Here is a 24,438-nt window from a genome sequence, read left to right as displayed (position 1 = left end):
GGACGATGAAACGGCAATGCAATGCAGCAATCCGGATCGGCGCGGCGCTCGCCGCGGCCGCGTGCCTGATGACGGCGCAGGGCGCACACGCGGCCGACGCGCAGACGTGCAACGACGTGAAGATGGCGGCGCCCGGCTGGACCGACATCGACGCGACGAACGCGATGGCGGGCGTCGTGCTGAAGGCGCTCGGCTACCGGCAGGACGTGGCGAACCTGTCGGTGCCGATCACGTACCAGGGGTTGAAGAAAGGGCAGGTCGACGTGTTCCTCGGCAACTGGATGCCCGCGCAGGCGCCGCTCGTGAAGCCGTTCGTCGACGACAAGTCGATCGACGTGCTGCACGCGAACCTGAGCGGCGCGAAGTTCACGCTTGCGGTGCCCGACTACGTGGCGGCCGCCGGCGTGCATACGTTCGCCGACCTTGCGCGCAACGCAGACCGCTTCGGCGGCAAGATCTACGGGATCGAGCCCGGCGCCCCCGCGAACCAGAACATCAAGCGGATGCTCACCGACCACGCGCTCGGCCCGGCGAACTGGTCGCTGGTCGAATCGAGCGAGACGGGCATGCTCACGCAGGTCGAGCGCGCGGTGCGCGACAAGCGCTGGATCGTGTTTCTGGCGTGGGAGCCGCATCTGATGAACACGAAGTTCCATCTGACCTATCTGTCGGGCGGCGACGCGTACTTCGGCCCGAACTACGGCGGCGCAACGGTCAATACGGTCACGCGTTCCGGATTCGCGGGCAAGTGCGCGAACCTCGCGCGGCTGTTCCGGCAGATGACGTTCTCCGTCGACGTCGAGAACCGGATGATCGCCGACATGCTCGACAACAAGGCGTCGCCCGCGCTCGCGGCGCAGCATGCGCTGAAGGCCGACCCGGCACTGGTCGCCGGCTGGCTGGACGGCGTCACGACGGCGGCCGGCGCACCGGGCCTGCCGGCCGTGCGCGCGGCCCTCGACGGCCATTGATCCCCTCCCTCCGGGCGGCCGGTTTTACCGCGCCGCCTGTCTACGTGTTTTCCCGACCGGTCGCATCGTGACCATTTAGTGTCGCCTTCAGACGGGTGATGCGAAATATGGGTTTGTATTTTTCGCCAATGGCTGCGTTATTGCGAAAAACGAAATGCCGAAGCCAGCGGGCGTATTGAATTCGAATCCACCTGCGCATCGCGGTACGCGCCGGGACGAGATTCTATCCATCGAACGGTTCAGGGAGGGTGGTCGACAATGAAGCACACGAAAGTTGCCGTAGCCGCCGCGCTTGCATGCGCGGCCTGTATTCCCGCCATCGGGCATGCACAGAGCAGCGTGACGCTGTACGGGATTCTCGACGCGGGCATTACGTACGTGAACAACACGGGCGGCTCGCACGTCGTCAAGTTCGACGACGGCGTTGCCTACGGGAACCGCTTTGGTCTCAAGGGCACCGAAGACCTGGGCGGCGGCCTGAAGGCCGTGTTCACGCTCGAGAGCGGGTTCCGCCTCGGCAACGGGCAACTCGGCTTCGGCGGCGCCGAATTCGGCCGGCAGGCGTATGTCGGCCTGCAGAACGACTGGGGCACGCTGTCGTTCGGCAACCAGCTCGACATCACGAACGAACTCGTCTCGATCTACAACATCTCGGCGTGGGGCAGCGGCTATGCGATCCACCAGGGCGACTTCGACCGCTTCAACGGCGACCGCCTGCCGAACTCGGTGAAGTTCCTGTCGAACGACCTCAGCGGCTTCAAGTTCGGCGCGATGTACTCGTTCGGCAACGTCGCGGGCAACTTCCACCGCAACAGCGCGTGGAGCGCGGGCGCGAGCTACACGAAGGGCGACTTCTCGATCGGCGCCGCGTACACGCGCCTGAACAACCCGAACGGCATCTACGCGTTCGACCCGTACGCGATGATCGGCACGCACACGTTCCTCGGCCAGCAGACGGTGACCGTCGATCCGGCGACCGGCGCGCGCACCGACCTGTTCTCGAACACGGCGATGGACGTCGACAGCCAGGGCACGTTCGGCATCGGCACGAGCTACACGATCGGCAAGCTGACGCTCGACGGCAACTTCTCGTACACGACCATCAAGGGCTTCGGCCAGTCGTCGCACATGCAGGTGTATGAAGGCGGCGGCTCGTACCAGTTCACGCCGGCGCTGAGCCTGATCGCGGGCTACCAGCACACGCGCTTCGAAGGCCATCACTGGAACCAGGGCACGGCGGGCCTGCATTACCTGCTGTCGAAGCGCACCGACGTGTACATCTCCGGCGACTACCTGCGCGCGTCGCAGGGTGTCGATGCGGTGATCGGCTACAGCTTCACGCCGTCGACGACGCAGACGCAGGCCGATGTGCGGATCGGGATGCGGCATTCGTTCTGAGCGGGGCGGTGTGGCGTAGCGATGTCTTCAGCGAGGTCTCTCTTTGGCGCGAACCGAGGTTCGCGCTTTTTTTTGTTCGCCGGGTGTGAGCGGGCACGAGATCCGTCCCGTCGATGCCGACGGCCTGGCCGGCGCCCCGGGATCGTCACCGGGAACGGCGGTCGGATGGTCTTGACCTGTGCCGTCCATAGACGCTAGCATCGTCCGCATGCTTGATCGCACCCATTCCCTCTCCTCGGTTACCCGTGCATGTTGTCAGAACGTGCCAGGGGGAATTTGCGTCTAGCGAACTCGCTAAACTTTCAAGCAATCGCCTTCCGGCCGCCTGTGATGCAAAACAGGCGGCCTTTTTGTTTTTGGGCCCACCTCTTCGGAACGGAGAAACTCGATGCCGCTTGCGCTGTATGACACCTGGTCGCGTACCGTGCGCCCGTTCACCCCCATCCGTGCCGGGCAGGTGGGTATGTACTGCTGCGGCCCCACGGTCTACGACGATGCGCATATCGGCAACCTGAGAACCTACGTGTTCGAGGATCTTCTGCGCCGCGTACTGGAGCGCAACGGATACGCGGTCCGGCACGTCGTCAACATCACCGACGTCGGCCATCTGACTTCGGATGCGGACGAAGGCGAAGACAAGATGGAGAAGGGGAGCCGTCGCACCGGCGAGTCGGCATGGGCCATCGCGCGGCGCTACACCGACGCGTTCGTCCGGGACTGGCGCGCGCTCCACCTGCTCGAGCCGACGGTCTGGTGCCGTGCCACCGATCACATCGCCGAACAGGTCGCGTTCATCGATACGCTCGACCGGGCCGGCTACGTCTATCGGACGGACGATGGCCTCTACTTCGATACCAGCCGGCAGGACGACTACGGCTATCTCGCGCGGCTGGACCGCGCCGGGTTGCAGGCGGGCAAGCGGGTTGCGCTGGGCGAGAAGCGGAGCATCACGGATTTTGCGTTGTGGAAGTTCAGCCCGGCCGGCGTCAAGCGGCAAATGGAATGGGACAGCCCGTGGGGCCGGGGCTTTCCGGGCTGGCATATCGAATGCTCGGCGATGTCGGCGAAGTATCTCGGGACGTTGTTCGATATTCACTGCGGCGGCGAGGATCATATCGCCGTGCATCACAGCAACGAGATCGCGCAGACCCGGGCGGCCCACGGCACGCAGCTCGCGAACTACTGGATGCACGGGCACTTTCTGACGCTCGACGCCGATGCGAAGATGTCGAAGTCGAGCGGCGACTTCATCCGTCTGCAGTCCTTGCAGAGCCGGAACGTCGATCCGCTCGCGTACCGTTACCTGTGCCTGACGGCCCACTACCGAAGCAAGCTGCATTTCACGTGGGCGTCGCTCGACGCGGCGCACACCGCGCTGAATCGACTCCGGCACCTGTACGCCGGCTGGCCGGAAGGCGGTCGCGTCGACGCCGATTTCGCCGCGCGGTTCGACGCCGAAGTGAACGAGGACCTGAATCTGCCCAGGGCACTCGCGGTGCTGTGGGATCTGGTCAGGGGCAACCTGCCGCCCGCGACCCTGAAGGCGACCGTGGACAGCTTCGACACCGTGCTTGGTCTCGGCTTACGCGAATGGCGGCCGGTTGCGTTCGACGTTCCGGAACACGTTCGCGTGTTGCTCGGTGATCGTGAGCGCGCGCGGGCGGACCGGGACTGGGCGCAAGCCGACCGGATACGGGAGGCGTTGAGCGCCGAGGGCTGGCGAGTCGAGGACACCCGGGAAGGCCAGCGCCTGTTCAGCATCGCGATGGACTCGACCGATACGGGCGGCCCGCCGCGGTGAAACTTGCGGGCCGCGTGCGTCGAACGATCCGGTGCACCCGCCACGCCCCGGCGGCCACGATCGACGCGGCCGCCGGAATCGTCGGCACCCGCACCCGCACGATGTCGCCGGCGTTGCCCCCGGCCCGTTTTCCGAGGTTGGCGATATCATCGCGATTTGGCCGCGCCTGCACCGTTGTCGCGCCCCTGCATCGGCGGGCGTCGTCGTGTTCCGGACGGTTGCCGTGCGCAGTGCCGCCCGCCCAGACCCCGATGACCGACCCCGTGCCCGACTCCAGTCCTTTATCCCCGTTACCCGTCAATCTGTTCCGCCACGCGCCGTTCCAGCGTTTCTGGGGCACGCGCGTGATGTCCTCCCTGGCTTTCCAGATCCTGTCGGTCGCAATCGGCTGGTATGTCTACGCGCTCACGCACAGCGCATTCGCGCTCGGCCTCGTCGGGCTCGCGCAGTTCGTGCCGATGTTCGCGCTGACGCTCGTTGTCGGGCAGGTGGCCGACCGCTACGACCGCCGGCGCATCGCGACGATCTGCCAGGGCGTCGAGGCGCTGGCTGCCGGCGTGTTCCTGCTCGGCGCCGTGCAAGGATGGCTGGCCGCGCCGGCCGTGTATGCGCTCGCGGCGATCGTCGGCACGGCCCGCGCGTTCGAGTCGCCGTCGGTGTCGTCGCTGCTGCCGGCCGTCGTGCCGCGCACCGACCTGCCGCGCGCGACCGCGCTGTCGACGTCCGCGAACCAGGCCGCGCAGATCCTCGGGCCTGCGTTCGGCGGGTTGCTCTATGGTGTCGGTGCGCCGGCCGCGTTCGGCACGAGCGTCGTCGCATTCGCGATCGCGGCCGTGCTCAGCGGCACGATTCCGCTGCGCAGCGCGCTGCCGGCTCGCGAGCCGGTCACGCTGCGCTCGGTGTTCTCGGGAATCGCGTTCATCCGGCGCGAGCCGGCGATTCTCGGCGCGCTGTCGCTCGACCTGTTCGCGGTGCTGTTCGGCGGCGCGACCGCGCTGCTGCCGATCTACGCGCGCGACATCCTGCAGGTCGGGCCGTGGGGCCTCGGGGCGCTGCGCGCGGCGCCCGCGGTCGGTGCGCTCGCGGGCACGCTGTGGCTCACGCGTTTCCCGTTGAAGGGGCGGCCGGGCCGCGCGATGTTCGGCGGCGTGATCGCGTTCGGCATCGCGACGATCGTGTTCGGGTTGTCGCGGCACGTCGCGCTGTCGCTCGTCGCGTTGGCGGCGCTCGGCGCGTCGGACGTGATCAGCGTCGTCGTGCGCCTGTCGCTCGTGCAGTTGCGCACGCCCGACGACATGCTCGGGCGCGTGAGCGCAGTCAATGCGCTGTTCATCGGCACGTCGAACCAGCTCGGCGAATTCGAATCGGGCGTAACGGCCGCCTGGTGGGGCGCCCCGACGGCGATCGTCGTCGGCGGCGCGGCGACGATCGCGGTGGCGCTCGCATGGATGCGGCTGTTTCCGCAGCTCACGAACATGAAGTCGCTCGAGCGCGACGCGTGACGCGCCGGGCCGCGGCCCGGCCCCGTCAGAAGAGCCGGTGGCCGAGCCACCATCCGCCGGCTGCGAACAGCGCGGCTGCCGGTAGCGTCAGCACCCACGCCCACACGATGTTGCCGGCCACGCCCCAGCGCACGGCCGACAGCTTCTGCGTCGCGCCGACACCGACGATCGCGCCGGTGATCGTATGCGTGGTCGACACCGGAATGCCGAGGAACGACGCGATGAACAGCGTCATTGCGCCACCGGTTTCCGCACAGAATCCGCCGACCGGCTTGAGCTTCGTGATCTTCTGGCCCATCGTGCGCACGATGCGCCAGCCGCCGAACAGCGTGCCAAGGCCCATCGACAGGTAGCACGCGCCGATCGCCCACGCAGGCGGCGCATCGGCGGTGGCCGATGCGTAGCCGCTCGCGATCAGCAGCATCCAGATGATGCCGATCGTCTTCTGCGCGTCGTTGCCGCCGTGGCCGAGACTGTACAGGCCGGCCGACAGCAGCTGCAGCCGGCGGAAACGCCGGTCGACCTTGCTGGGCGCGGTACGGAAGTACAGCCACGACACCCCGAGCATGAACAGCGAACCGAGGATGAAACCGAGCAGCGGCGAGATGAAGATGAACGCGACGGTCTTCAACAGCCCGTCGATGTTCAGCGAGCTCCAGCCCGACTTCGCGAGCGCCGCGCCGACGAGGCCGCCGATCAGCGCGTGCGACGAGCTCGACGGAATCCCGTAGTACCAGGTGATCACGTTCCAGCCGATCGCACCGACCAGCGCGCCGAAGATGACGTAGTGGTCGACGATCTCGGGATCGATCGTGCCTTTACCGACGGTCTGCGCGACTTTCAGGTGGAAGATGAAATACGCGATCACGTTGAACGCGGCCGCGAACACGACGGCCTGCCGGGGTTTCAGCACCCCGGTCGACACGACGGTGGCGATCGAGTTCGCCGCGTCGTGAAAGCCGTTCATGAAGTCGAATACGAGCGCGACGAGCACCAGCGTCGCGACCATCCACAGGGCGAGTTGGATCGAATGCATCTTCTTCAGTCACTCACGCGTTTTCCAGCACGATGCCTTCGACGATGTTCGCGACATCCTCGAATTTGTCGGTGATGCGTTCGAGCAGGTCGTACACGCCCTTCAGCTTGATCAGTGTCTTCACGTCGATATCGTCGCGAAAGAGTTTCGATATCGCCGCGCGCAGCACGCGGTCGGCGCGGGTTTCGAGCGCATCGATTTCTTCGCATGCCTTGAGGATCCGCGGCGATTGCTTCAGGTCGTACAGGTGGTTGATCGCCAGTTGCGCCTGCATTGCCGACTGCACGACGATGTCCGCGAGTTCACTCGCTTCCGCGGTGACGGACTTCAGGTCGTAGACCACGACGGTGGTCGCGACGTCCTCCATCAGGTCGAGGATGTCGTCCATCGTCGTGATCAGCTTGTGGATCTCGTCGCGATCGAGCGGCGTGATGAACGTCTTGTGCAGCAGGTCGATCGCCTCGTGTGCGAGCGTGTCGCCGGTGCGTTCGGCGGTCTGCACGTTGGCCATGCCCGATTCGGCGTCGTCGAGATTGTCGAGCAGCATCTGAAGCTCGCAGGCGGCTGACACGATGTGCTGCGCATGCGTATCGAAGAGATCGAAAAACCGGTTCTCGACCGGGAGGAAGCGTCCAAGCATGGTGTCTCCGGGGGAAAGTCGGGCGGGAGGAGTCGGGTCAGGCCGCGCAAGGGCGGCCCAGCGTGCTGTTGCCGAACGCGACGTGTCTTTGCTCGGCAAGGGCCCGCAGGTCCAGCGGCCGCCGGTGGACGATCGTGCTGGCGTATCCCGCCGACAGGTCGGGATTGACGAAATACATCAGCGACGTGCGCCGCACGCGCGCGCGCGGCCGCTCGACGGCGTGCTGCATTGCCGGCACTTCGCCGTCGGTCAGCGCCTCGAGGAGCGAGCCGGCCAGCACGATCATTTCGTCCGGCCGCGGCAGCGCGGAAACCGGCGATGAATCGGGCAGCAGCACCAGGCCGGGGGCGGCCGGCCGGATGAACGACAGCAAGTGGCCGTCCTCGTGCGGATCCTGCAGGTACGCACGGTCCTGGCTGCAATGGTGTGGCTCGTATGCGCAGAACTGCAGGTAGGAGCTGTGCCGGACCGGCGGCTGCGCGGTGCCGCCGAGGTTTTCGCATACCGCATCGAGCAGGTCCTGCGCGATCGCGTTGATGCAGGCTTCGTATGCGGCCAGCTCGCGATAGAACGCGGACTTGGTCAGCGCATAGCCGTGATGCGCATCGCGGCGCGCAACCCAGTAGCAGAACCGGTCGCACAGATCGGGCCGCTCGGGCGTACGCGAGTATTCGAGGCCGAACGGCAGGAATCCGTCGGTATGTTCAGGAAACGAGAATGCATGTTTTTGCCGCCGATCCAGTTGGTCGTAGGCGGCCGCGATCCGGTCGGAATGCAGATGCAGCGCGTACGGCATCCTGAAGTAGACGTAGCTGTCACGGATCAAGCGGCTGGCATGGAGTTTCATCGTGGGTTGCATGGTGTTCTCCCGGTACATCGGACATGGAGTGAGTCGTGCGGGTCCGGCCGGCGGCGATTGCGAAAGACGGGCTTCGCGGCCTTGCCGGAACATGGAGATGACGCGCGGCGCGGGCGAGCCGGACCGTGTCATCGCGAAGTGCGTGACGGCAGCGAGGCGGATTGCCGCAGAGGCCAGGGAGGGCCGCGACGCGGGAAGGCGTCGTACCGGTTGTGGTGAACGGGCCGCGGTTGCGCGGCCGGATGGGCGAGAAAGGCGAGTCGTGTCATGCGTGCTCCTGGCGCCGGACTGCACACGGCGGGAGCGTCATGACGTCAGCGACGGACGAACGCTTCCCGCCGCGCCGCGTCGGGCGCGATCGGCTGATGAAGGGCTGGGAGTCGGGTGCGTGCCGGCATGGCGTGCGAACGCGCGCCGGCGCAGCTTAATCGGCTACTGTCGTCGTCCATTTCGAACTCCTGTCTATCGAGGCGACGCACGCGTGCACCGGCCGCGCATGCACGAGCATGCGGCCGGACACACGCGCGCGACGCGGGTCACGCACGGACGCCGCTCGAGCGTCGAGCGGCAACTGAATTGTCGAGTACGGGATTTTCGGATCGACGGTACGCCGATCCTGAAAGACACCGCATCCTGCTATCCCGGGATGCGGCAGAAGACAAGGCTCTGCGAAGCTTCCTCAGGCGGCAGTCAGGTTGGTCCAGGACCAACTACAACTCGCATCGGTAGGCACAGACGCCTCCATGAATTGAAACGAGTGCGATGGTAAGAGGGAACCGCGCGGCGCGTCAATCGAAAACTTCGCACGCGTTTCGCGCGGTTTCCACCGCCCGGGCCGGCTTCGGGCATCAAGCCGGTGCGACAATGACGGCCGTGCCGTAGCAGATCACTTCGGTCACGCCCGAACCGATTTCGGTCGAGTCGTAGCGCATTGCGACGATCGCATTCGCGCCGAGCTTGCGCGCATCGGCGAGCATCTTGTCGAAGGCCTGCTGGCGCGCCTTCTCGCACAGCGACGTATAAAGCGTGATGTTGCCGCCGAAGATCGTTTGCAGCGAGGCGCCGAACGAGCCGACGATCGAGCGCGAGCGCACGATGATGCCTTGTGCGACACCGAGCGAGCGAACCGTCGTATGGCCGGGCAGGTCGAATGCAGTCGTGACGCGGGCGGGCGGCAGGTCGTCGTAGGAGCGGGTGGATTCGGTCATGGCGGAAGTGTGTCGCGGAGTGGACGAATGACGATTCTAGCCGCACGCGCGGGCATGAACGGCAACCCGAACGGGAGGTGGACAGTGTTTAACGAATGTATCGATGCGTTCTGGCAGCAGAAATTTTCAGGAAACCGGCGCATTTACGAGGGTGACGATCTGCAGATTGCCGTCAGCGCCGAACTGGACGACGAGCAGGGCATGATTCTCGTACCGACCGACGGGAGAAGCCGGATCGTCGTGCAGGGCGAGGTTGCGCGGAGGCTGCGCCTGAACGAAACGAACGCATGGTCGATGACCGCGTTCCTCGACCGGCTGTCGGCATCCGGCGGCGAACTGTGCGGTGCGGACCATCTCTTCTACTATCCGGCGTCGGTGTTGGCCGACCTGTCGGCGCACGTGTTGCCCGAGCGGGTCCGGTTGCTGACGGCAACGGATCGCGCGGCGTTCGAGGCATTCCGCGCCGCGATGCCGGAGGACGATTTCGATACGGCGAGCGTCGAACTCGGCCATTGGCGCGTCTTCGGCGCGTTCGAGCAGGATCGGCTGGTCTGCGCGGGCAGCGTGTACGCGTGGTGGGAATCCTGTCTGGCCGACATGGGCGTACTGACGCTACCCGAATTCCGGGGGCGCGGCCACGCGCGCGGGGTCGTTCACGCAATGAGCATGGCAGCCCTGGGTGACAGGCTCGAACCGCAGTACCGGTGCCAGCTGGACAATCCGGCTTCCGCAGCGGTCGCGCTCGCATTGGGCATGTGTCTGTACGGGACGCTGGACGAGCTCGTCTGAGCGCAGGAAGGCGTCGGGAAGGAAGCGTGCGCGGGCCTCGCGTACACGCTTCCTTCATTCTCGGGCGTCAGGGCTTCGCAGCTGTCCCGCCATTGCCGCCGAGATCAACCGCATAGGCCAGCGCCAGCTTGCCGAATTTCAGCGCGTGGTTCGCCTGCCGGTCCGAATTCTCCAGCGTGTCGTTCACCGTATGGATGTACGGGCTGTCGTTCTGGTCGGCCTCGAACGGGAACGACGCCGGATACCCCTGCGCATTCCACGACGCGTGATCCGAGCACGCATACCCGCACTGCGACGTGCCGATCGCGAGCTCCGGCAGGTAGGTCTTCGCCAGGTTCGTCACGTAGGTGTTCTGCGCCGCGTTCGTGTAGTCGGTGATCAGGTAGATATCCTTCGGATCGCCCTTGTAGTTCGTCATGTCGAGCTGCAGCACGCCGACCACGTTCGCATTCTGCATGCGGAACTGCTTCGCGATCGCCTTCGAGCCGAGCAGGCCGGCTTCCTCGGCCGCATACCCGACGAACTTGATCGTCCGCTTCGGCCGGTAGTTGTTCGCGAGCAGCACGCGCAGCGCTTCGGTGAGGCTGGCGATGCCCGACGCATCGTCGTCCGCACCGGGCGAGCGCGTGTTCTCCGTCGTGCGGCCGACGGTCGAATCGAGATGGCCGCCGAGCACGACGGTACCCGCCGCCGGATCGCTGCCGCGGATCGTCAGGATCACGGATTTCTGCGGAAAACCGGTATGCGTGAACTGTTCGACGGTGATGTCGGCACGCGAGCCGGCCAGCTGTTTCCACTGGAGCGCGAGCCAGTCCGATGCGGCGACGCCGTGTGACGTCGTGTAGTACCGGTTCGTGAAGCCGGACAGCGACGTGATCGTGCCGACGATGTTGCTGGCCTGCAGCTGCTGGATCCAGGTGCCGATCTGCGGCGCGTTCGATATCTTGTACGCGGGGGCTGCGGCCTGCTTGGCCAGCGTGGCCGGCAAGGGCTGCAGCGCCTGCCGCGCTTCGTCGAACGAGTCGTGCACGACGTAGCCGGGCCCGTGGCCGCGCGTATGGTGGACGGCGTGTGCCAGCTCGCCCAGCCGTGAATCGTCGATCTCGACGACGTGAACGGTTTCGCGGCGCGCGGCGCCGTCGGCCGTCTTGCCGGCGTCGACGGTCGTGCTGTACTGCGCGGTGGCGCTTGCGTCGATGCGTTGAAGCTGGCGGAACGCGGTGTCGCCGAGCGTGATCCAGACAGGTGTCGCGTGCGCGGCGGCGGTCAGCAGCATGCCGCCCAGTGCGGCGCTCAGGCGGGTCAGTGTCAGAGTAGGCATGTTCGATCTCGTGAGGATGGCGATGTCGATGAAGGGAGCGCGCCGCAGGTCGTGCGACGCGCCCCCGCCTGCTGCGGGGAACTACGACTTCTGCGGGACGGTCACGCCGTACGTGCAGCTCTTGTTGTACGCGTTGCCGATCGCGGTGAGTTGCGCGCTGCTGTAGCCGAGCGCGGATGCGGCCGTCAGGACGGCCTGCGCGGCGGCCTTCTGGTTGGTCGAGCTGTTGGTCATCGACAGCCCCTTCAGGAACGCCTTGTCCATCGCCTGCGCGCCGATCGCGTCGCGCGCGACGAGGTTGCACGACGCCCAGTACTGGCCGGCCGTGTGGATTTCCGCCCCGCGTGCCTGCGCATAGGTACGCCCGACGTTCCAGTTGGTCACGCGGCCGCCCCAGAACTCGTTGTGGCCGTCCCAGTTGTAGACCCAGTGGTACTGCGCGTCCGACGGGCTCCACTGGTTGAAGTCGCGGCTGTAAGCGGCGGCGAGATAGTCGCCGGTGCCTTCGGACAGCCCTTCCTGCTGCGACAGGCCGCCGTTCGTCACCCAGTCGTGGATGCCGTGGCCAAGCTCGTGGATCACGACGTCCGCATCTTCCGCGTCGTCGACGCCGCCCTGGCCGAAGGTCAGCCGGCCGCTGCTCGACGAGTACGACGAGTTGTCGTCGCCCGATTCCCCGTGCGGGTCGTACTGCACGCCGCCCGTGTACTGATAAGGCAGCGCCTTGATGCCGAGCGTCTGGTTCACGTAACGCAGGAACGTGTCGATGTGGTAGTACGCGTTCACGGCCTCGAAATACAGGTTGCCGCGCGTGAACTCGAACGCAGGCGTCGACTGCGTGGGACAGGCCTTGTCGAGCGGTGCATCGAAATCGACGCACGCCGCGTACGGGCCGGTCAGCGTGTAGCGCGAGCCCGACTGCGCGAGATCCTTGAGCGTGACGCGCACGCGCGCGGCCGTGAGCTGCGTCGAATCGGCGTCGTTGTTGTCCTTGTAGCCCGTGCTGCCGTAGCTGCTCTTCGTCGGCGAAAGCGGATCGGGCCGGAACACGAAGCCGGTGCCGTCGGTCGCATAGAACGCCTTGTCCTCGGCGCGCAGCACTTCGCCGCTGCCCGAGTCGATCAGCAATTCCCAGTCGCCCTTCGGGCCGTCCTGCGGGCGGCCGCGCACCTTCCACGCGGTATGCGTGCCGGTCTTGTCGACGAATGCGACGAGCTGCGCGTCGAGATTCGTGAAACCGCTGACGCCGAGATACGCGCGGGCGCGGTCGAGCGCCTGCTGCTGGTCGACGGCCTGAGACTTGCGCGTTGTCGCGACCACGCCGTTGACCGTGTTGCTCGCGACGTACAGGATGCGGCCGTCCTTCGCGACCGTCACCGCGATCTCGCTGCCGTACACGGGCAGTCCGGCGGCCTGCTGCTGCAGACGCACGACGGTGAAGTCCGCGTCGTTGCGCTCCGACGTGACGACGAGACTCGCGAGTGCGGCCGAGTCGAGCCCGAGCTGTGTCGCCTGCGATGCGACGAAATCGCGTGCGGTGGCGGCGGGCGTCGTGGCTGCTTTCTTGACGCGATAGGCCGGGTTGTACAGCGTGACGGCGACGCCGTCCGCGCGGAACTGCCCGCCGGCCGTATCGGATTTCGCGGCCGGCGGCGCGACGCCGCGCGTCAGGCTTTCGCGCAGGCTCACTGCCTGCGGATTCGAGACTTTCGTATCGGCCAGGGTGCCGCCGACGATGCCGAAACCGAGCGCGAGACCCAGGGCGAGCGGCAGTGCTTTGCGTGATGTCTGCATACGTGATCCTCATCTCAACGGTTGGACACGCCCGCGCGCTTGTGGCGGGCAGGCACGACACGGCCCGCGCGCCGGTTCGATGGAACCGGTGCGGCGAAGCGGTGTTGGGAGTGTCGACTGACTAAGGAACCCTAAATGTCAGGTCGAAAAGAAACGGGCGGAAGAGGCGAATGAGAAGCGAACGGCAGGCAGGTGCGGCGACGGCGAATCGAGCATCGTCATGTCATACCCCTCGGATCGATATTGATATCGGTGGCAGCCTGCGTGGCGCGACGTGCGTCGAGCCTGAGGATCGTCTCGTTAGGCAGCCTATCTAATTTCAACTTATGTTACAGAATATTTTCAGCGACATTCCAAATTATTTTCGATGATCGCTTCGGTCGGCCGATCAATCGCCGGCATTGTTCAGCGAACGGCGGGAAACGCTGCCGGAACGCGTAATACCGCGCCGGATTGTGATTAAAACGCGCGACGATCAGCGCGTCGCACGCCGGTCGCTGCGCGGGCTGACGCCGAAGCGTGCGCGATAGGTGCGTGAGAAATGCGACGGCGATTCGAATCCGCACGCGACGCACACGGACGTGATGCTCATGTCGGTCTGCTGCAGCAGCTCGCGTGCGCGATCGAGGCGCAGGTTCAGGTAGAAGTGCGTCGGCGTGTCGTTCAGCGTCGCGCTGAACAGCCGTTCGAGCTGACGCCGCGTGATCGACACATCCTGCGCGAGCGCGTCGGAGCCGAGCGGGTTCTCCATGTGCTGCTGCATCGTGCCGATCACCTGGATCAGCTTGCGGTTGTGCACGCCGTAGCGCGCGGCGATCTCGAGCCGCTGGCTGTCCGAACGCTGCCGGATACGGCTGACGACGAACTGCTCGGAGATGGCCGCCGCGAGATCGGCGCCGTGCCGTCGGCCGATCAGGTCGAGCATCATGTCGATCGACGCAGTGCCGCCCGCGCACGTGATGCGCCGGTCGTCGATCTCGAACAGCTCCTGCGTCGCGTTGAGGCCCGGATAGCGCTCGCGGAACGCGGCCAGCGCTTCCCAGTGCAGCGTGAGCGGTTGCGACGCGTCGAACAGCCCGGCTTCCGCGAGCACGAAGCTGCCCGTATCGATGCCGCCGAGCGTTGCACCATGCCGGTGCTGGCGGCGCAGCCAGTCGGCGAGCGGGCGCGTGTAGCACACGAGCGGATCGAAGCCCGCGACGACGAACACCGTGTCGACCTGCTCGACGTCCGCGCACGCGGCTTCGGCAGCCACCGGAATGCCGTTGCTCGCGGCGACGGGTGCGCCGTCGGCGCTGATCACGTGCCAGCGATACAGCTCGGTGCGGAAGCGGTTCGCGACGCGCAGCGGTTCGACCGCCGACATGAAGCCGAGCGCGGAGAAACCGGGCAGCAACAGGAAGTGGAAATCCTCGGGCATCGGGGCAGGGGATCGAATCCGGTGGTCGTCACGCATCGCACGGGGCTGCGCTCGGGCGGGCAGGCGCCGCGCCGGTTCGCACGCGCCGAACGGTCAGCGGGAGATTATCGCGGGTTTTGCGCGCGTCAGCGCGTTTTTGCGCTGCGCACGGAACGGCGCGCGGTGGTCGACGGCAGTTCGCCGAATTGCGCCTTGTATGCGTTCGCGAAATGGCCGAGGTGGATGAAGCCCCAGCGTGCGGCTGCATCGCTGATCGGCAAATCGGCCTGCCGCGTGTCGAGCAGCATCCGCCGCACCTGCGACAGGCGCAGCGAGCGCACGTAGTGCAGCGGGCTTGTCTGCACGACCGACTGGAAGCTGTTCTGCATCGTGCGCCGGCTCACGCGCAACTGCGCGCACAGGCTCAGCACGTCGACCGGCGCTTCCGGATGCTCGATCACGTAGTCGTGCACTCGGCGCACGATATCGGCACGGCACGCGTGCGTGAGCCGGTTCGACGCCTCGGGTATCCGGTACGTGAGGAGATCGACGAGCACGTTGCCGACTTCGCCGCGCAGTTCGCGCTGCACGCGTGCATCGCTGTAGGTATCGGGCGACGACAGCACGCGTTCGAGCTGCGTCGCGATCTGCACGCTCGCGCGCATCAGCACGGCCGTCGGCATGTCGACGACGCCGCGCCGCAGCGTCGTTTCGTCGAGCCGCACATCGGCCGCATCCTCGACCTGCTGCAGCAGGTCGGCATCGACGACGACGCCGATCAGCGACATGTCGTCGGGCGAATGCAGTTCGAACGGTGCGCCGCCGCGCGCCATCACCATCGTGCCGCGCTCGATACGCGCGCCGCCGAACGCGAACGCGCCCGAGCCGGTGAGCGGCATGCCGAATACCGTATGGCCGGGCGGCAGCCGGCCGCGCTGGATGATGCGCACGTTCGCGGCTTCCTGGAACAGCTGCAGGCCGTCGAGCACCGCGTGCTTGACCGCGCTGCGGTACGAACCCGGACCGATCTGGTCGTAGCGCTGATTCCAGCCGCGCAGCGCCTCGGCATGCCGGTCCGCGTCGTCGAACATCTCGTGAAACACGAACACAGCGCCTCCGGGGGTGTCGAGCAGGACCGCGAAAGATTAAACCGACCAAGCGGTCGGCGCAATAAGGGGGAGCGCTATTCCGCACGCATTGTTCAGAGGGTCGGAAGGCGCGTGGCCACGAGGCTTTCACGCGCATTTCCAATATCCCGAATCGGCACGTTCGCGTTGCCGGTCCTGGTGCTGACCGCATTTATTGTCGAACTACAGTCGCCCCACATAACGTGAATCCCCAACTGGAGGCGACATGAGGACAAGGCGACGAACCGCGGCGCTCGCGGCGACGCTGGCGTTCGCGGCGGCGTGGGCCGGCAGCGCGAATGCGACGGAACAGCCCGAGGAACTGGTCGTGCAGAAGATGCCGCCGTGGCATCCGCACGAGGTCTATATCGTCGACATCTCGATGCCGTCGATGACCGACGGGCGCATCTATGTGTACGACGCCGACGCGAAGAAGCTGCTCGGCCAGATCGACGGCGGCTTCGGCCCCGGTCTTGCGATCTCGCCCGACCATAAAACAAGCTTCGTCGCGACGACCTACTTCTCGCGCGGCTCGCACGGCACGCGTACCGACGTCGTCGAGATGACCGACAACACGACGCTCGATCACACGGGCGAGATCGTGATTCCGGCGAAGCACGCGCAGCATGTGCCGTCGCCGTACAACACCGCGTTCAGCGCCGACGGCAAGCGGCTGTACGTTGCGAACATCACGCCGGCCGCGTCGATGACGGTGATCGACGCGGTATCGAAGAAGGTGCTGTCGGAGATCGACACGGCCGCCTGCGTGCTCGCGTATCCGTCGGGCAACGATCGCGTCACCGCGCTGTGCGAAAGCGGCAAGGCGCTGACCGTCACGCTCGACGCGAACGGCAAGGAAACGAAACGCACGATGTCGGACGCGTTCATCGACGTCGACAAGGATCCGGCTTTCGTGAACGCGTCGCGATACAAGGGCGACTATCTGTTCACGACCTACGGCGGCAACGTGCGCAGCGCCGATTTCAGCGGCGACAAGCCGGCGTTCGGCAAGCCGTGGTCGCTGCTGACGGATGCCGAACGCGCCGAAGGCTGGCGCCCCGGCGGCATGCAGCAGACGGCCGTGCAGGCGAAGCAGAACCGCTACTACGTGCTGATGCACAAGGGCACCGACGGTTCGCACAAAGACCCCGGCACGCAGGTGTGGGTGTACGACCTGAAGTCGAAGCAGCGCGTCGCGCGCTGGGATCTCGCGCAGCAGAAGGTCGATCCGCTCGTGTCGATCCAGGTCAGCGAGGACGACAAGCCGCTGTTCTACGGGCTGACGGCGACATCCGACCTCGTCGTGATGGATGCGCGCACCGGCAAGCTGCAGAACGTCGAGAAGCAGATCGGCAATACGTCGTCGCTGCTCGTCAACCCGTGAGGCCGCGATGACCCTCGATCCCGTTCTCGCCACCAGTGCGCAGGCCGGCGCGGCCGCCGTCGTGCTGCTCGGCGCCTTCGCGAAAATGCGCCGCCCCGCTGCCTTCCGGCAGGCGCTCGCCGGCTACCGGCTGCTGCCCGATGCGCTGACCGCGCCCGTCGCGTTCGCGCTTCCGCTCGCGGAAGCGCTCGGCGCCGCCGCGCTGCTGTTTCCCGATACGCGCATGGCCGGTGCGGCCGGCCTGATCGCGCTGCTGTTGACCTTCGCGGCTGGGCTCGCGATCAACCTGCTGCGCGGCCATACCGACATCGATTGCGGCTGTTCCGGCTTCACTGCCGCGCGCACGGACGCGCCGCGCGGCATCGGCTGGCTGCATGTCGGCCGCGTGCTGCTGCTCGTCGTGCTGGCCGCCACCGCGTTCGTCGAACCGGGCACGCGCGCCGTCGTGTGGTTCGACTACCTGACATTGTTCTTCTCCGTGCTGCTGATCGTCTGCGCGCTGCTCACCGTCGACGTGCTGCTCGCCAACGCACCGCGCCTTTCCCACCTGAGGAATTCATGATGCAAACCGCTCTCACCGTTTCCACCGCCCTGCTGTGGGTGGCCGTCCTCGCGCTCGGCGCGATCTGCCTCGCGCTGGTGCGCCAGATCGGCATCCTGTACGAACGCATCATGCCGGCCGGCGCGCTGATGATCGACAAGGGGCCGGCGGTCGGCGCGATCGCGCCGACGTTCGAACTGACCGACATCCGCGGCTCGCAGGTGAAGGTCGGCGGCATCGACGCATCGGGCAAGGCGACGCTGCTGTTCTTCCTGTCGCCGACCTGCCCGGTCTGCAAGAAGCTGCTGCCGCTGCTGCCGTCGCTGCAGGCAAGCGAATCGACGCCGGTGAACATCGTGCTCGCAAGCGACGGCGATTTCGACGAACACGCGCGCTTCGCGCAGAAGCACGACCTCGGGCGCTTCCCGTACGTGCTGTCGCAGGAGCTCGGCCTCGCGTACCAGATCGGCAAGCTGCCGTATGCGGTGCTGCTCGACGAAACCGGCACGGTGCGTGCGAAGGGGCTCGTCAATACGCGCGAGCATCTCGAGAGCCTGTTCGAGGCGAAGGAGCGCGGCGTCGCATCGTTGCAGCAGTTCGTGCATGGCGATCACAGCCACGACGCGCACGCGCAGCACGCATGACCGGCCGACCCACTTACAACGTCATGGGAGAACAACGACATGGGCCTGTTTGATTCATGGTTCGAGCGGTCGGCGCGCGGCGTCGCGCAGCACAGTTCGCGGCGCAGCGCGATGGCAAAGCTCGGCAAGGTGCTGGTGGGATCGGCGCTGCTGCCGCTGCTGCCGGTCGATCGCACCGCGTATGCGGCCGATGCCGAAGCCGGTGCGTCCGGTGCTGCATCGGGCGCGAGCGACGACCCGATGAGCTGCGACTACTGGAAGTATTGCGCGATCGACGGCTGGCTTTGCAGTTGCTGCGGCGGCACGTCGAGCAGCTGCCCGCCGGGCACGACGCCTTCGCCGATCACGTGGATCGGCACCTGCCGCAACCCGCACGACGGTTCGGACTACATCGTGTCGTACAACGACTGCTGCGGCAAGACGTCCTGCGGCAAGTGCTTCTGCAACCGCAACGAGCGCGAGAAGCCGCTGTACAAGCTGTCGCTGAACAACGACATCAACTGGTGCATGGCGAACGGTAATTCGAATTACCACTGTTCGGTTTCGGTTCTGCTGGGAGCGGCGAAGCAATGAAAGTGAAGCAAGCAGGAAAGCGGGTCTTTGCATGCATGGCGGCCGCGGCAGCCTTCGCGTTGCCGGGCACGGCCGGCGCGCAGGAAACCGTGCATTACCCGGCCGGGAAAAGCCTGTTCGACGCGCAGTGCGCGGTGTGCCACCAGGCGGGCGGGAAAGGGCAGGACGGCCTTGCGCCGCCGCTGACCGAGTATCCGGGCAAGTATGCGGCGGCCGAGCCGGGGCGCGCGCAACTGGTCGCGACGCTGCTGCACGGGATGTTCGGCGAGATCGAGGTGCACGACAAGCGCTACAACTTCAAGATGCCGTCGTTCGCGAGTGCGACCGACGACGACATCGCGCACGTGCTCAACTACGTCGTGTTCGACCTCAACGCGCAGCACGGTGACGCGAAGCCGTTCACGGCGGCCGATATCCGCGCGGCGCGTGCGAAGCAGATGGACGGCACGGCCGTGCATGCGCAACGTGCGGTGGTGATCAAGGGGCTCGGGCTGTGAACGGCGCCTGCGCGTCCCGTGCGGACGCCTCCGCGCAGGGTACGCGGGGCGCGTCGTCGTGGCTCGTCGGCGTGTCGCGCCGCGTGTCGGCGTGGCTGCTGCTGGCGGGCGCTGCCGCATGCGCGGTCGCACCGCCCGCGCATGCCGACGGTGCGGCCGACGCGACGCTCGCGCGTCAGCACTGGGTGCTCAACTGCATGGGCTGCCATACGGCGACGGGCGGCGGCATCCCCGGCAAGGTGCCGCCGCTCGCGAATTCGCTCGGCTATTTCACGCACCTGCCGGCCGGGCGCGAGTATGTGATGCGCGTGCCCGGCGCATCGAACTCGGCGCTGTCCGACCAGGATCTGGCCGACGTGCTCAACTGGGTGCTCACGACGATGAACCGCGATGCGCTGCCGCGCGGCTTCAAGCCCTACACGGCCGCCGAAGTCGCCGCGCATCGCCGTCCCGCTTTTGCCGATGTCGCGACCGTGCGCGCGGGCCTGGTCCGCGCGTTGCAGGCACGCGGGATCGACGGCGTCACGGATCGCTACTGACCGACTCATTCAAACAATCAAGGAGACGTGGACATGGAGACGAACGAAACCTTTGCGTTGCTCGACGCGACGCGCGCGTTCCTCGCGAAGCCGAAGAAGATGCTGATCGGTGCCGAGTGGAGCGATGCCGTGTCGGGCCGCCAGCTCGACGTCGTGAACCCGGCCGACGGCGCTGTGATCGCGCGCGTGCCCGAAGCGGACGAACGCGACGTGGAGCAGGCGGTCGCCGCGGCGCGGCGTGCATTCGATTCAGGCCCGTGGCGTACCGCGAAGACCACCGATCGCGAGCGCCTGCTGCTCGTGCTCGCCGACCTGATCGAAGCGAACGCGCGCGAGCTCGCCGAAATCGAATCGCTCGACAACGGCAAGCCGGTCATGGTCGCGCAGGGGCTCGACGTCGCGATGGCCGCGCAATGCTTTCGCTACATGGCCGGCTGGGCGACGAAGATCGAAGGCAGCGTGATCGACGCCGGCATGCCGTACATCCCGGACAGCGAGATCTTCACCTATACGCGCAAGGAACCCGTCGGCGTGGTCGGCGCGATCATACCGTGGAATTTCCCGCTGCTGATGGCGGCGTGGAAGATTGCGCCGGCGCTCGCAACCGGTTGCACCGTCGTGCTGAAGCCTGCCGAAGATACGCCGCTGAGCGCACTGCGACTGTGCGAACTGATCCAGGCGGCCGGTTTCCCGGACGGCGTCGTCAATATTGTCACCGGTTACGGCCACACGGCCGGCGCGGCATTGTCGCGCGATCCTCGCATCGACAAGATCGCATTCACGGGTTCGACGCAGACGGGCAAGACGATCGGCCACGCGGCGCTCGACAACATGACGCGGATGTCGCTCGAACTCGGCGGCAAGTCGCCGGTGATCGTGCTGCCCGACGTCGATCTCGACAAGGCCGCGCTGGGCGTCGCGAATGCGATCTTCTTCAACCAGGGGCAGGTGTGTACGGCCGGTTCGCGTGCGTATATTCATTCGAAGGTGTTCGACGGCGTGATCGAGCGCGTCGCGAAGATCGCCGCGAGCCTGAAGATCGGCCCGGGGATGGACCCGTCGACGCAGATCGGCCCGCTCGTCTCGGCGAAGCAGCGCGAGCGCGTGTGTAGCTATATCGACTCGGGGTTCGGCGAAGGGGCGCGCGCGGCGGCGGGCGGCCGTGCGATCGACGGCCCCGGCTTCTTCGTCGAACCGACCGTGCTGGTCGATACGACGCAGGCGATGCGCGTCGTGCGCGAGGAGATCTTCGGGCCGGTGCTCGTCGCGATGCCGTTCGACGATCTCGACACGGCCGTGCAGCTCGCGAACGACACGCCGTATGGCCTCGGCGCGAGCATCTGGTCGAACGACCTGTCGGCGATCCACAAGCTGATTCCGCGTATCGCGGCCGGCACCGTCTGGGTCAACTGCCATTCGCTGCTCGACAACGCACTGCCGTTCGGCGGGATGAAGCAGTCGGGCTTCGGCCGCGAACTCGGCCGCGCGGTGATCGACCAGTACACGGAAAGCAAGTCGGTGATGATGAACTACGCGTAAGCGTAGCGGCGAGCGCGTGCGTGGCCGGTTATCGGCCGCGCACGCGAGCCGACAGCAACGCGCTTCAAGCGCGGATCAGCACGACCCCGAGGATCAGGCACGCCGCGCCGGCAATGCGGACCGGGCTGGCCGAATGCTGCTCGATGCCGAGCACACCGAAGTGGTCGAACGCGAGTGCGCCGGTCATCTGCCCGACGACGATCAGCGCGAGCGTCGTGGCCGCGCCCAGTCGCGGCACCATCAAGATCGCGACGCCGACGAACACCGCACCGAAGAATCCGCCCGTCCAGCTGAACCACGATCCTGCGCCGGAAACGGTGCCGCTCAAGCGCGGATGCGGCGACAGCAGCGCGACGGCCAGCATCGCGGCCAGGCCGACGAGGTAGCTGACCGACCCGGCCCACCACGGCGAGCCGATCTGCGCGCGGAGGTTTGCGTTGAGCACCTGCTGCAAGGCGACGCTGATGCCGGCCGCCACGACCAGCAGATAGGACAGGAGGGTAGTCACGTCGATGAGCGCTCCGAAAGGATGGCCGGAACGGTGATTCCGGCACGGCAGGCTTTCATTCTGCGGAGCGCACCGGTATAACGCAAATATTGAATCTGGCACTCATCCATCTCGTTTCGGCATGCCATCACTCCGGCAAATCCAGTATTTCCTGACCGTGGCGGATCTCGGCGGCTTCACGCCGGCCGCGGGCGCGCTCCATGTCGCGCAGTCGGCGCTCAGCCGGCAGATCGGCCAGCTCGAGGACGAACTGGGTTTCGTGCTGTTCGACCGGGAGCCGCGAGGCGTCCGGCTCACGCCGGCCGGCGCGATCTATCGTGAACGCGTGGCATCGATCCCGGCGACGCTGACGGCTGCGGCCGAAGAGGGCTCGCAGTTGTCGCGCGGGGAGGCCGGCGTGCTGCGGCTGCTGCATTCCAGCACCGTTCCGGTCAGCAGCCTGATGCCGGATCTCGACCGTTTCATGAGCGACTGCCCGGGCGCCCGGGTCGATCTCGACCGTGCGTCGTCCGAGGATCAGGTGACGGAAATCGCGGACGGCCGTGCCGATATCGGGATCGTCCGCTTGCCGGTGCTGCGGCGCGATGCGCGTGTCCGTTTCGTCGAACTGGCCGCCGAGCGCCTGTGCGTGGCGGTGCCTGCCGATCATCCGCTCGCGGGCCGCAAGCGCGTCGCGGTATCGACGTTGCGGCGGGAACCGTTCGTGTCGGCCGTGTATCGGGAGCGCGGCGGGCTGGCGCGCGTCGTGACCGATCTGTGCCTGAAGCGCGGGTTCGTACCGGCGGCCGCGCGGATCGTGTCGCCGAAGACGTCGATGCTGAATCTCGTCGCGGCCGGGCGCGGCGTGGCGATCGTGCCGGAGCGGATGGCGAGTCTCGGGATCGACGGCGTCGTGTTCGTGCCGATGTCGGATGAAGACGCGCAGTCGGTGTGCGCGCTGGTGCTGCCGGCGGAGCCGACGGTGCTGGCGGAGGCGTTTGCGCGCATCGTGGCGCCGGATCGCTGACGTTGAACGCGCGGACTGCATGATGCCGGAACAGGCGCACGACCCGCGAGGCGCGCGTGATTTCGAGGATCGGGGGCAGGTGCCTGTTCAATTGACGCCAGATGCAACAGCATCGACCGCGCTGGCGGGCTCCTTCCGATACACCTTCATCGGGCCCGCCTGCGCTGGATCGTCGATCGGGTACGACGGGCCAGCCGCGAGGATATGCCGGCCGCGCGCGTTACCGAGGTCGACAACGGTCAGACGCAATGAAGCCCGGAATCGCTCGATGCAAGCGCGTCGATGCTGACCGGCACGCGCGGCGCGAGCGCGCACATCAGTTCATAGCCGATCGTTTTCGATGGCTCGGCGACGGCGTCCACGCCGAGCTGCGTTCCCCATAGCTCCACGGGCGAGCCGACGCCCGCCGTCGGGCAGGGCGTGAGGTCGACGGTGAGCATGTCCATCGACACACGTCCGACGATGCGGGTGCGCACGCCATCGACCAGCACCGGCGTTCCTTCCGGCGCATGACGCGGATAGCCATCGGCGTAGCCGCATGCGACGACGCCGATCCTCATCGCACGCGGTGCGGTGAAGATGCTGCCATAGCCGGTCGACTCGCCGGCTTCGAGTGCTTGTACGCCAATGATGCGGCTCGCCAGTGTCATCGCGGCGCGCAGCGGGAAACCTTCGGTATCGCGAGCGCGGCCCGTCGGCGAAGCGCCATAGAGAATCGTGCCGGGCCGCACCCAGTCACGGTGCGCGCGCGGATGCCACAACACGGCGGCGGAATTCGACAGCGACCGCGTGCCTGGCAGATCGCGCGTGGCATCGTCGAAGGTGTCGATCTGCCGGTCGACGCTTCCGTCGTCTGCATTCGCGAAGTGGCTCATGAGGCCGATCGAGCCGGTCGCGTGGATGTCCGACGCGCGCTGCCATGCACGCCGGTATTCGCCGGGCCGGAAGCCGAGCCGGTTCATGCCCGAGTTCATTTTCAGCTGGATGTCGATGCGCTCGCGTGGCCTCGCCGCGTTCAGCAGCGCGAGTTGTTCGTCGCAGTGAACCGTCACGGTCAGCCGATGGCGGTCCGCGATCTCGATATCACCGGGTTCGAAAATGCCTTCGAGCAGCAGGATCGGCTTGGCCCAGCCCCGTTCGCGTACCCGCACGGCCTCGTCGAGATCCAGCAGCGCGATGCCGTCGGCGTCCGAGAGCGCAGGAAGGACGCGTTCGACGCCATGACCGTAGGCGTTGGCCTTGATCACGGCCCAGATGCGCGACGATGCCGCCAGGCGCCTGGCTAGCTGCAGGTTGTGCCGGATGGCATCGAGATGAATGTGTGCGGAAATCGGTCGCGGCATGTGTCCTCCGGTGATAGTG

The 24,438-nt window shown here is 66.6% G+C and carries 23 protein-coding genes; 13 read left to right on the top strand and 10 right to left on the bottom strand.

Annotation, left to right across the window (positions count from 1 at the left end; genetic code table 11):
- Positions 1-5: 5 nt before the first annotated feature.
- The 4 genes from choX to BLA15945_RS12815 all read left to right on the top strand — a co-directional run bounded on the left by choX (position 6) and on the right by BLA15945_RS12815 (position 5,672).
- Positions 6-971 (top strand): choline ABC transporter substrate-binding protein, encoded by a 966-nt coding sequence (gene choX / locus BLA15945_RS12830; RefSeq protein WP_174992520.1) that lies wholly within the window; start codon positions 6-8, stop codon positions 969-971.
- 258 nt (positions 972-1,229) lie between these two features.
- Positions 1,230-2,369 (top strand): porin, encoded by a 1,140-nt coding sequence (locus BLA15945_RS12825; protein WP_059239261.1) that lies wholly within the window; start codon positions 1,230-1,232, stop codon positions 2,367-2,369.
- A gap of 388 nt (positions 2,370-2,757) precedes the next feature.
- Positions 2,758-4,170 carry a cysteine--tRNA ligase gene (gene cysS, locus BLA15945_RS12820; protein ID WP_174992519.1) on the top strand — a complete coding sequence of 471 codons (1,413 nt, stop codon included), beginning with the start codon at positions 2,758-2,760 and terminating at the stop codon, positions 4,168-4,170.
- A 251-nt stretch (positions 4,171-4,421) separates the two neighbouring features.
- Positions 4,422-5,672 carry an MFS transporter gene (locus BLA15945_RS12815; protein WP_174992518.1) on the top strand — a complete coding sequence of 417 codons (1,251 nt, stop codon included), beginning with the start codon at positions 4,422-4,424 and terminating at the stop codon, positions 5,670-5,672.
- A 25-nt stretch (positions 5,673-5,697) separates the two neighbouring features.
- Here BLA15945_RS12815 and BLA15945_RS12810 read toward each other — a convergent pair whose 3' ends face one another.
- From BLA15945_RS12810 to BLA15945_RS12795, 4 genes are all read right to left on the bottom strand, one after another.
- Positions 5,698-6,708 carry an inorganic phosphate transporter gene (locus tag BLA15945_RS12810; protein WP_174992517.1) on the bottom strand — a complete coding sequence of 337 codons (1,011 nt, stop codon included), beginning with the start codon at positions 6,706-6,708 and terminating at the stop codon, positions 5,698-5,700.
- Between the two features lie 13 nt (positions 6,709-6,721).
- Positions 6,722-7,348: a DUF47 domain-containing protein gene (locus tag BLA15945_RS12805; RefSeq protein ID WP_059239268.1), complete on the bottom strand. Its 627-nt coding sequence runs from the start codon at positions 7,346-7,348 to the stop codon at positions 6,722-6,724.
- Positions 7,349-7,385: 37 nt separating this feature from the next.
- A complete protein-coding gene (locus BLA15945_RS12800; protein ID WP_174992516.1) occupies positions 7,386-8,207 on the bottom strand; it encodes a 2OG-Fe(II) oxygenase family protein in 822 nt (273 codons plus the stop codon).
- Between the two features lie 848 nt (positions 8,208-9,055).
- Positions 9,056-9,415: a YbjQ family protein gene (locus BLA15945_RS12795; protein ID WP_059239270.1), complete on the bottom strand. Its 360-nt coding sequence runs from the start codon at positions 9,413-9,415 to the stop codon at positions 9,056-9,058.
- A gap of 27 nt (positions 9,416-9,442) precedes the next feature.
- On the opposite strand from BLA15945_RS12795, the gene BLA15945_RS12790 reads away from it, so the two are divergent.
- Positions 9,443-10,204 (top strand): GNAT family N-acetyltransferase, encoded by a 762-nt coding sequence (locus BLA15945_RS12790; protein ID WP_174992515.1) that lies wholly within the window; start codon positions 9,443-9,445, stop codon positions 10,202-10,204.
- Between the two features lie 67 nt (positions 10,205-10,271).
- Here the strand turns inward: BLA15945_RS12790 and BLA15945_RS12785 are convergent, their stop codons facing one another.
- The 4 genes from BLA15945_RS12785 to BLA15945_RS12770 form a co-directional block, all read right to left on the bottom strand.
- The gene (locus BLA15945_RS12785; RefSeq protein WP_174992514.1) at positions 10,272-11,525 is read right to left on the bottom strand and encodes a M20/M25/M40 family metallo-hydrolase; all 1,254 of its coding nucleotides are present in this window, start codon (positions 11,523-11,525) and stop codon (positions 10,272-10,274) included.
- A gap of 81 nt (positions 11,526-11,606) precedes the next feature.
- On the bottom strand, positions 11,607-13,319 hold the full coding sequence (locus BLA15945_RS12780; protein ID WP_174992513.1) for a M36 family metallopeptidase: 1,713 nt from the start codon (positions 13,317-13,319) through the stop codon (positions 11,607-11,609).
- Positions 13,320-13,794: 475 nt separating this feature from the next.
- Positions 13,795-14,739, bottom strand: a complete 945-nt coding sequence (locus BLA15945_RS12775) for a GlxA family transcriptional regulator (protein ID WP_174992541.1) — start codon at positions 14,737-14,739, stop codon at positions 13,795-13,797.
- A 125-nt stretch (positions 14,740-14,864) separates the two neighbouring features.
- A complete protein-coding gene (locus tag BLA15945_RS12770) occupies positions 14,865-15,809 on the bottom strand; it encodes a helix-turn-helix domain-containing protein (protein ID WP_264168280.1) in 945 nt (314 codons plus the stop codon).
- Positions 15,810-16,071: 262 nt separating this feature from the next.
- On the opposite strand from BLA15945_RS12770, the gene BLA15945_RS12765 reads away from it, so the two are divergent.
- The 7 genes from BLA15945_RS12765 to BLA15945_RS12735 are packed head-to-tail and all read left to right on the top strand — an operon-like array spanning position 16,072 to position 21,562.
- Positions 16,072-17,229 (top strand): amine dehydrogenase large subunit, encoded by a 1,158-nt coding sequence (locus BLA15945_RS12765; protein WP_059239280.1) that lies wholly within the window; start codon positions 16,072-16,074, stop codon positions 17,227-17,229.
- Positions 17,230-17,236: 7 nt separating this feature from the next.
- On the top strand, positions 17,237-17,791 hold the full coding sequence (locus BLA15945_RS12760) for a MauE/DoxX family redox-associated membrane protein (protein ID WP_059239282.1): 555 nt from the start codon (positions 17,237-17,239) through the stop codon (positions 17,789-17,791).
- Positions 17,788-18,414, top strand: a complete 627-nt coding sequence (gene mauD / locus BLA15945_RS12755) for a methylamine dehydrogenase accessory protein MauD (protein ID WP_059239284.1) — start codon at positions 17,788-17,790, stop codon at positions 18,412-18,414. Before BLA15945_RS12760 ends, mauD begins: the two co-directional genes overlap by 4 nt.
- A gap of 39 nt (positions 18,415-18,453) precedes the next feature.
- On the top strand, positions 18,454-18,987 hold the full coding sequence (locus BLA15945_RS12750; RefSeq protein WP_059239286.1) for a methylamine dehydrogenase light chain: 534 nt from the start codon (positions 18,454-18,456) through the stop codon (positions 18,985-18,987).
- Entirely contained in the window at positions 18,984-19,484 is a 501-nt protein-coding gene (locus BLA15945_RS12745) for a c-type cytochrome (RefSeq protein WP_059239288.1), read from the top strand. Before BLA15945_RS12750 ends, BLA15945_RS12745 begins: the two co-directional genes overlap by 4 nt.
- A complete protein-coding gene (locus BLA15945_RS12740) occupies positions 19,481-20,023 on the top strand; it encodes a c-type cytochrome (protein ID WP_059239290.1) in 543 nt (180 codons plus the stop codon). The genes BLA15945_RS12745 and BLA15945_RS12740 overlap by 4 nt, the downstream gene beginning before the upstream one ends.
- Before the next feature lie 33 nt (positions 20,024-20,056).
- A complete protein-coding gene (locus tag BLA15945_RS12735; protein ID WP_174992512.1) occupies positions 20,057-21,562 on the top strand; it encodes an aldehyde dehydrogenase family protein in 1,506 nt (501 codons plus the stop codon).
- 64 nt (positions 21,563-21,626) lie between these two features.
- Here BLA15945_RS12735 and BLA15945_RS12730 read toward each other — a convergent pair whose 3' ends face one another.
- Positions 21,627-22,070: a DMT family transporter gene (locus BLA15945_RS12730; RefSeq protein WP_059239294.1), complete on the bottom strand. Its 444-nt coding sequence runs from the start codon at positions 22,068-22,070 to the stop codon at positions 21,627-21,629.
- 121 nt (positions 22,071-22,191) lie between these two features.
- Here BLA15945_RS12730 and BLA15945_RS12725 point away from each other — a divergent pair, with 121 nt between their 5' ends.
- A complete protein-coding gene (locus BLA15945_RS12725; protein ID WP_174992511.1) occupies positions 22,192-23,076 on the top strand; it encodes a LysR family transcriptional regulator in 885 nt (294 codons plus the stop codon).
- 239 nt (positions 23,077-23,315) lie between these two features.
- Here BLA15945_RS12725 and alr read toward each other — a convergent pair whose 3' ends face one another.
- Positions 23,316-24,419 carry an alanine racemase gene (gene alr / locus BLA15945_RS12720; RefSeq protein ID WP_174992510.1) on the bottom strand — a complete coding sequence of 368 codons (1,104 nt, stop codon included), beginning with the start codon at positions 24,417-24,419 and terminating at the stop codon, positions 23,316-23,318.
- Positions 24,420-24,438 lie beyond the last annotated feature (19 nt).

The organism is Burkholderia arboris (assembly GCF_902499125.1).
In the GTDB taxonomy this organism is placed as follows: Bacteria; Pseudomonadota; Gammaproteobacteria; order Burkholderiales; family Burkholderiaceae; genus Burkholderia; species Burkholderia arboris.
Note: the sequence above shows the minus strand (reverse complement) of the source record. Positions and strands in the feature narration are given on the sequence as shown.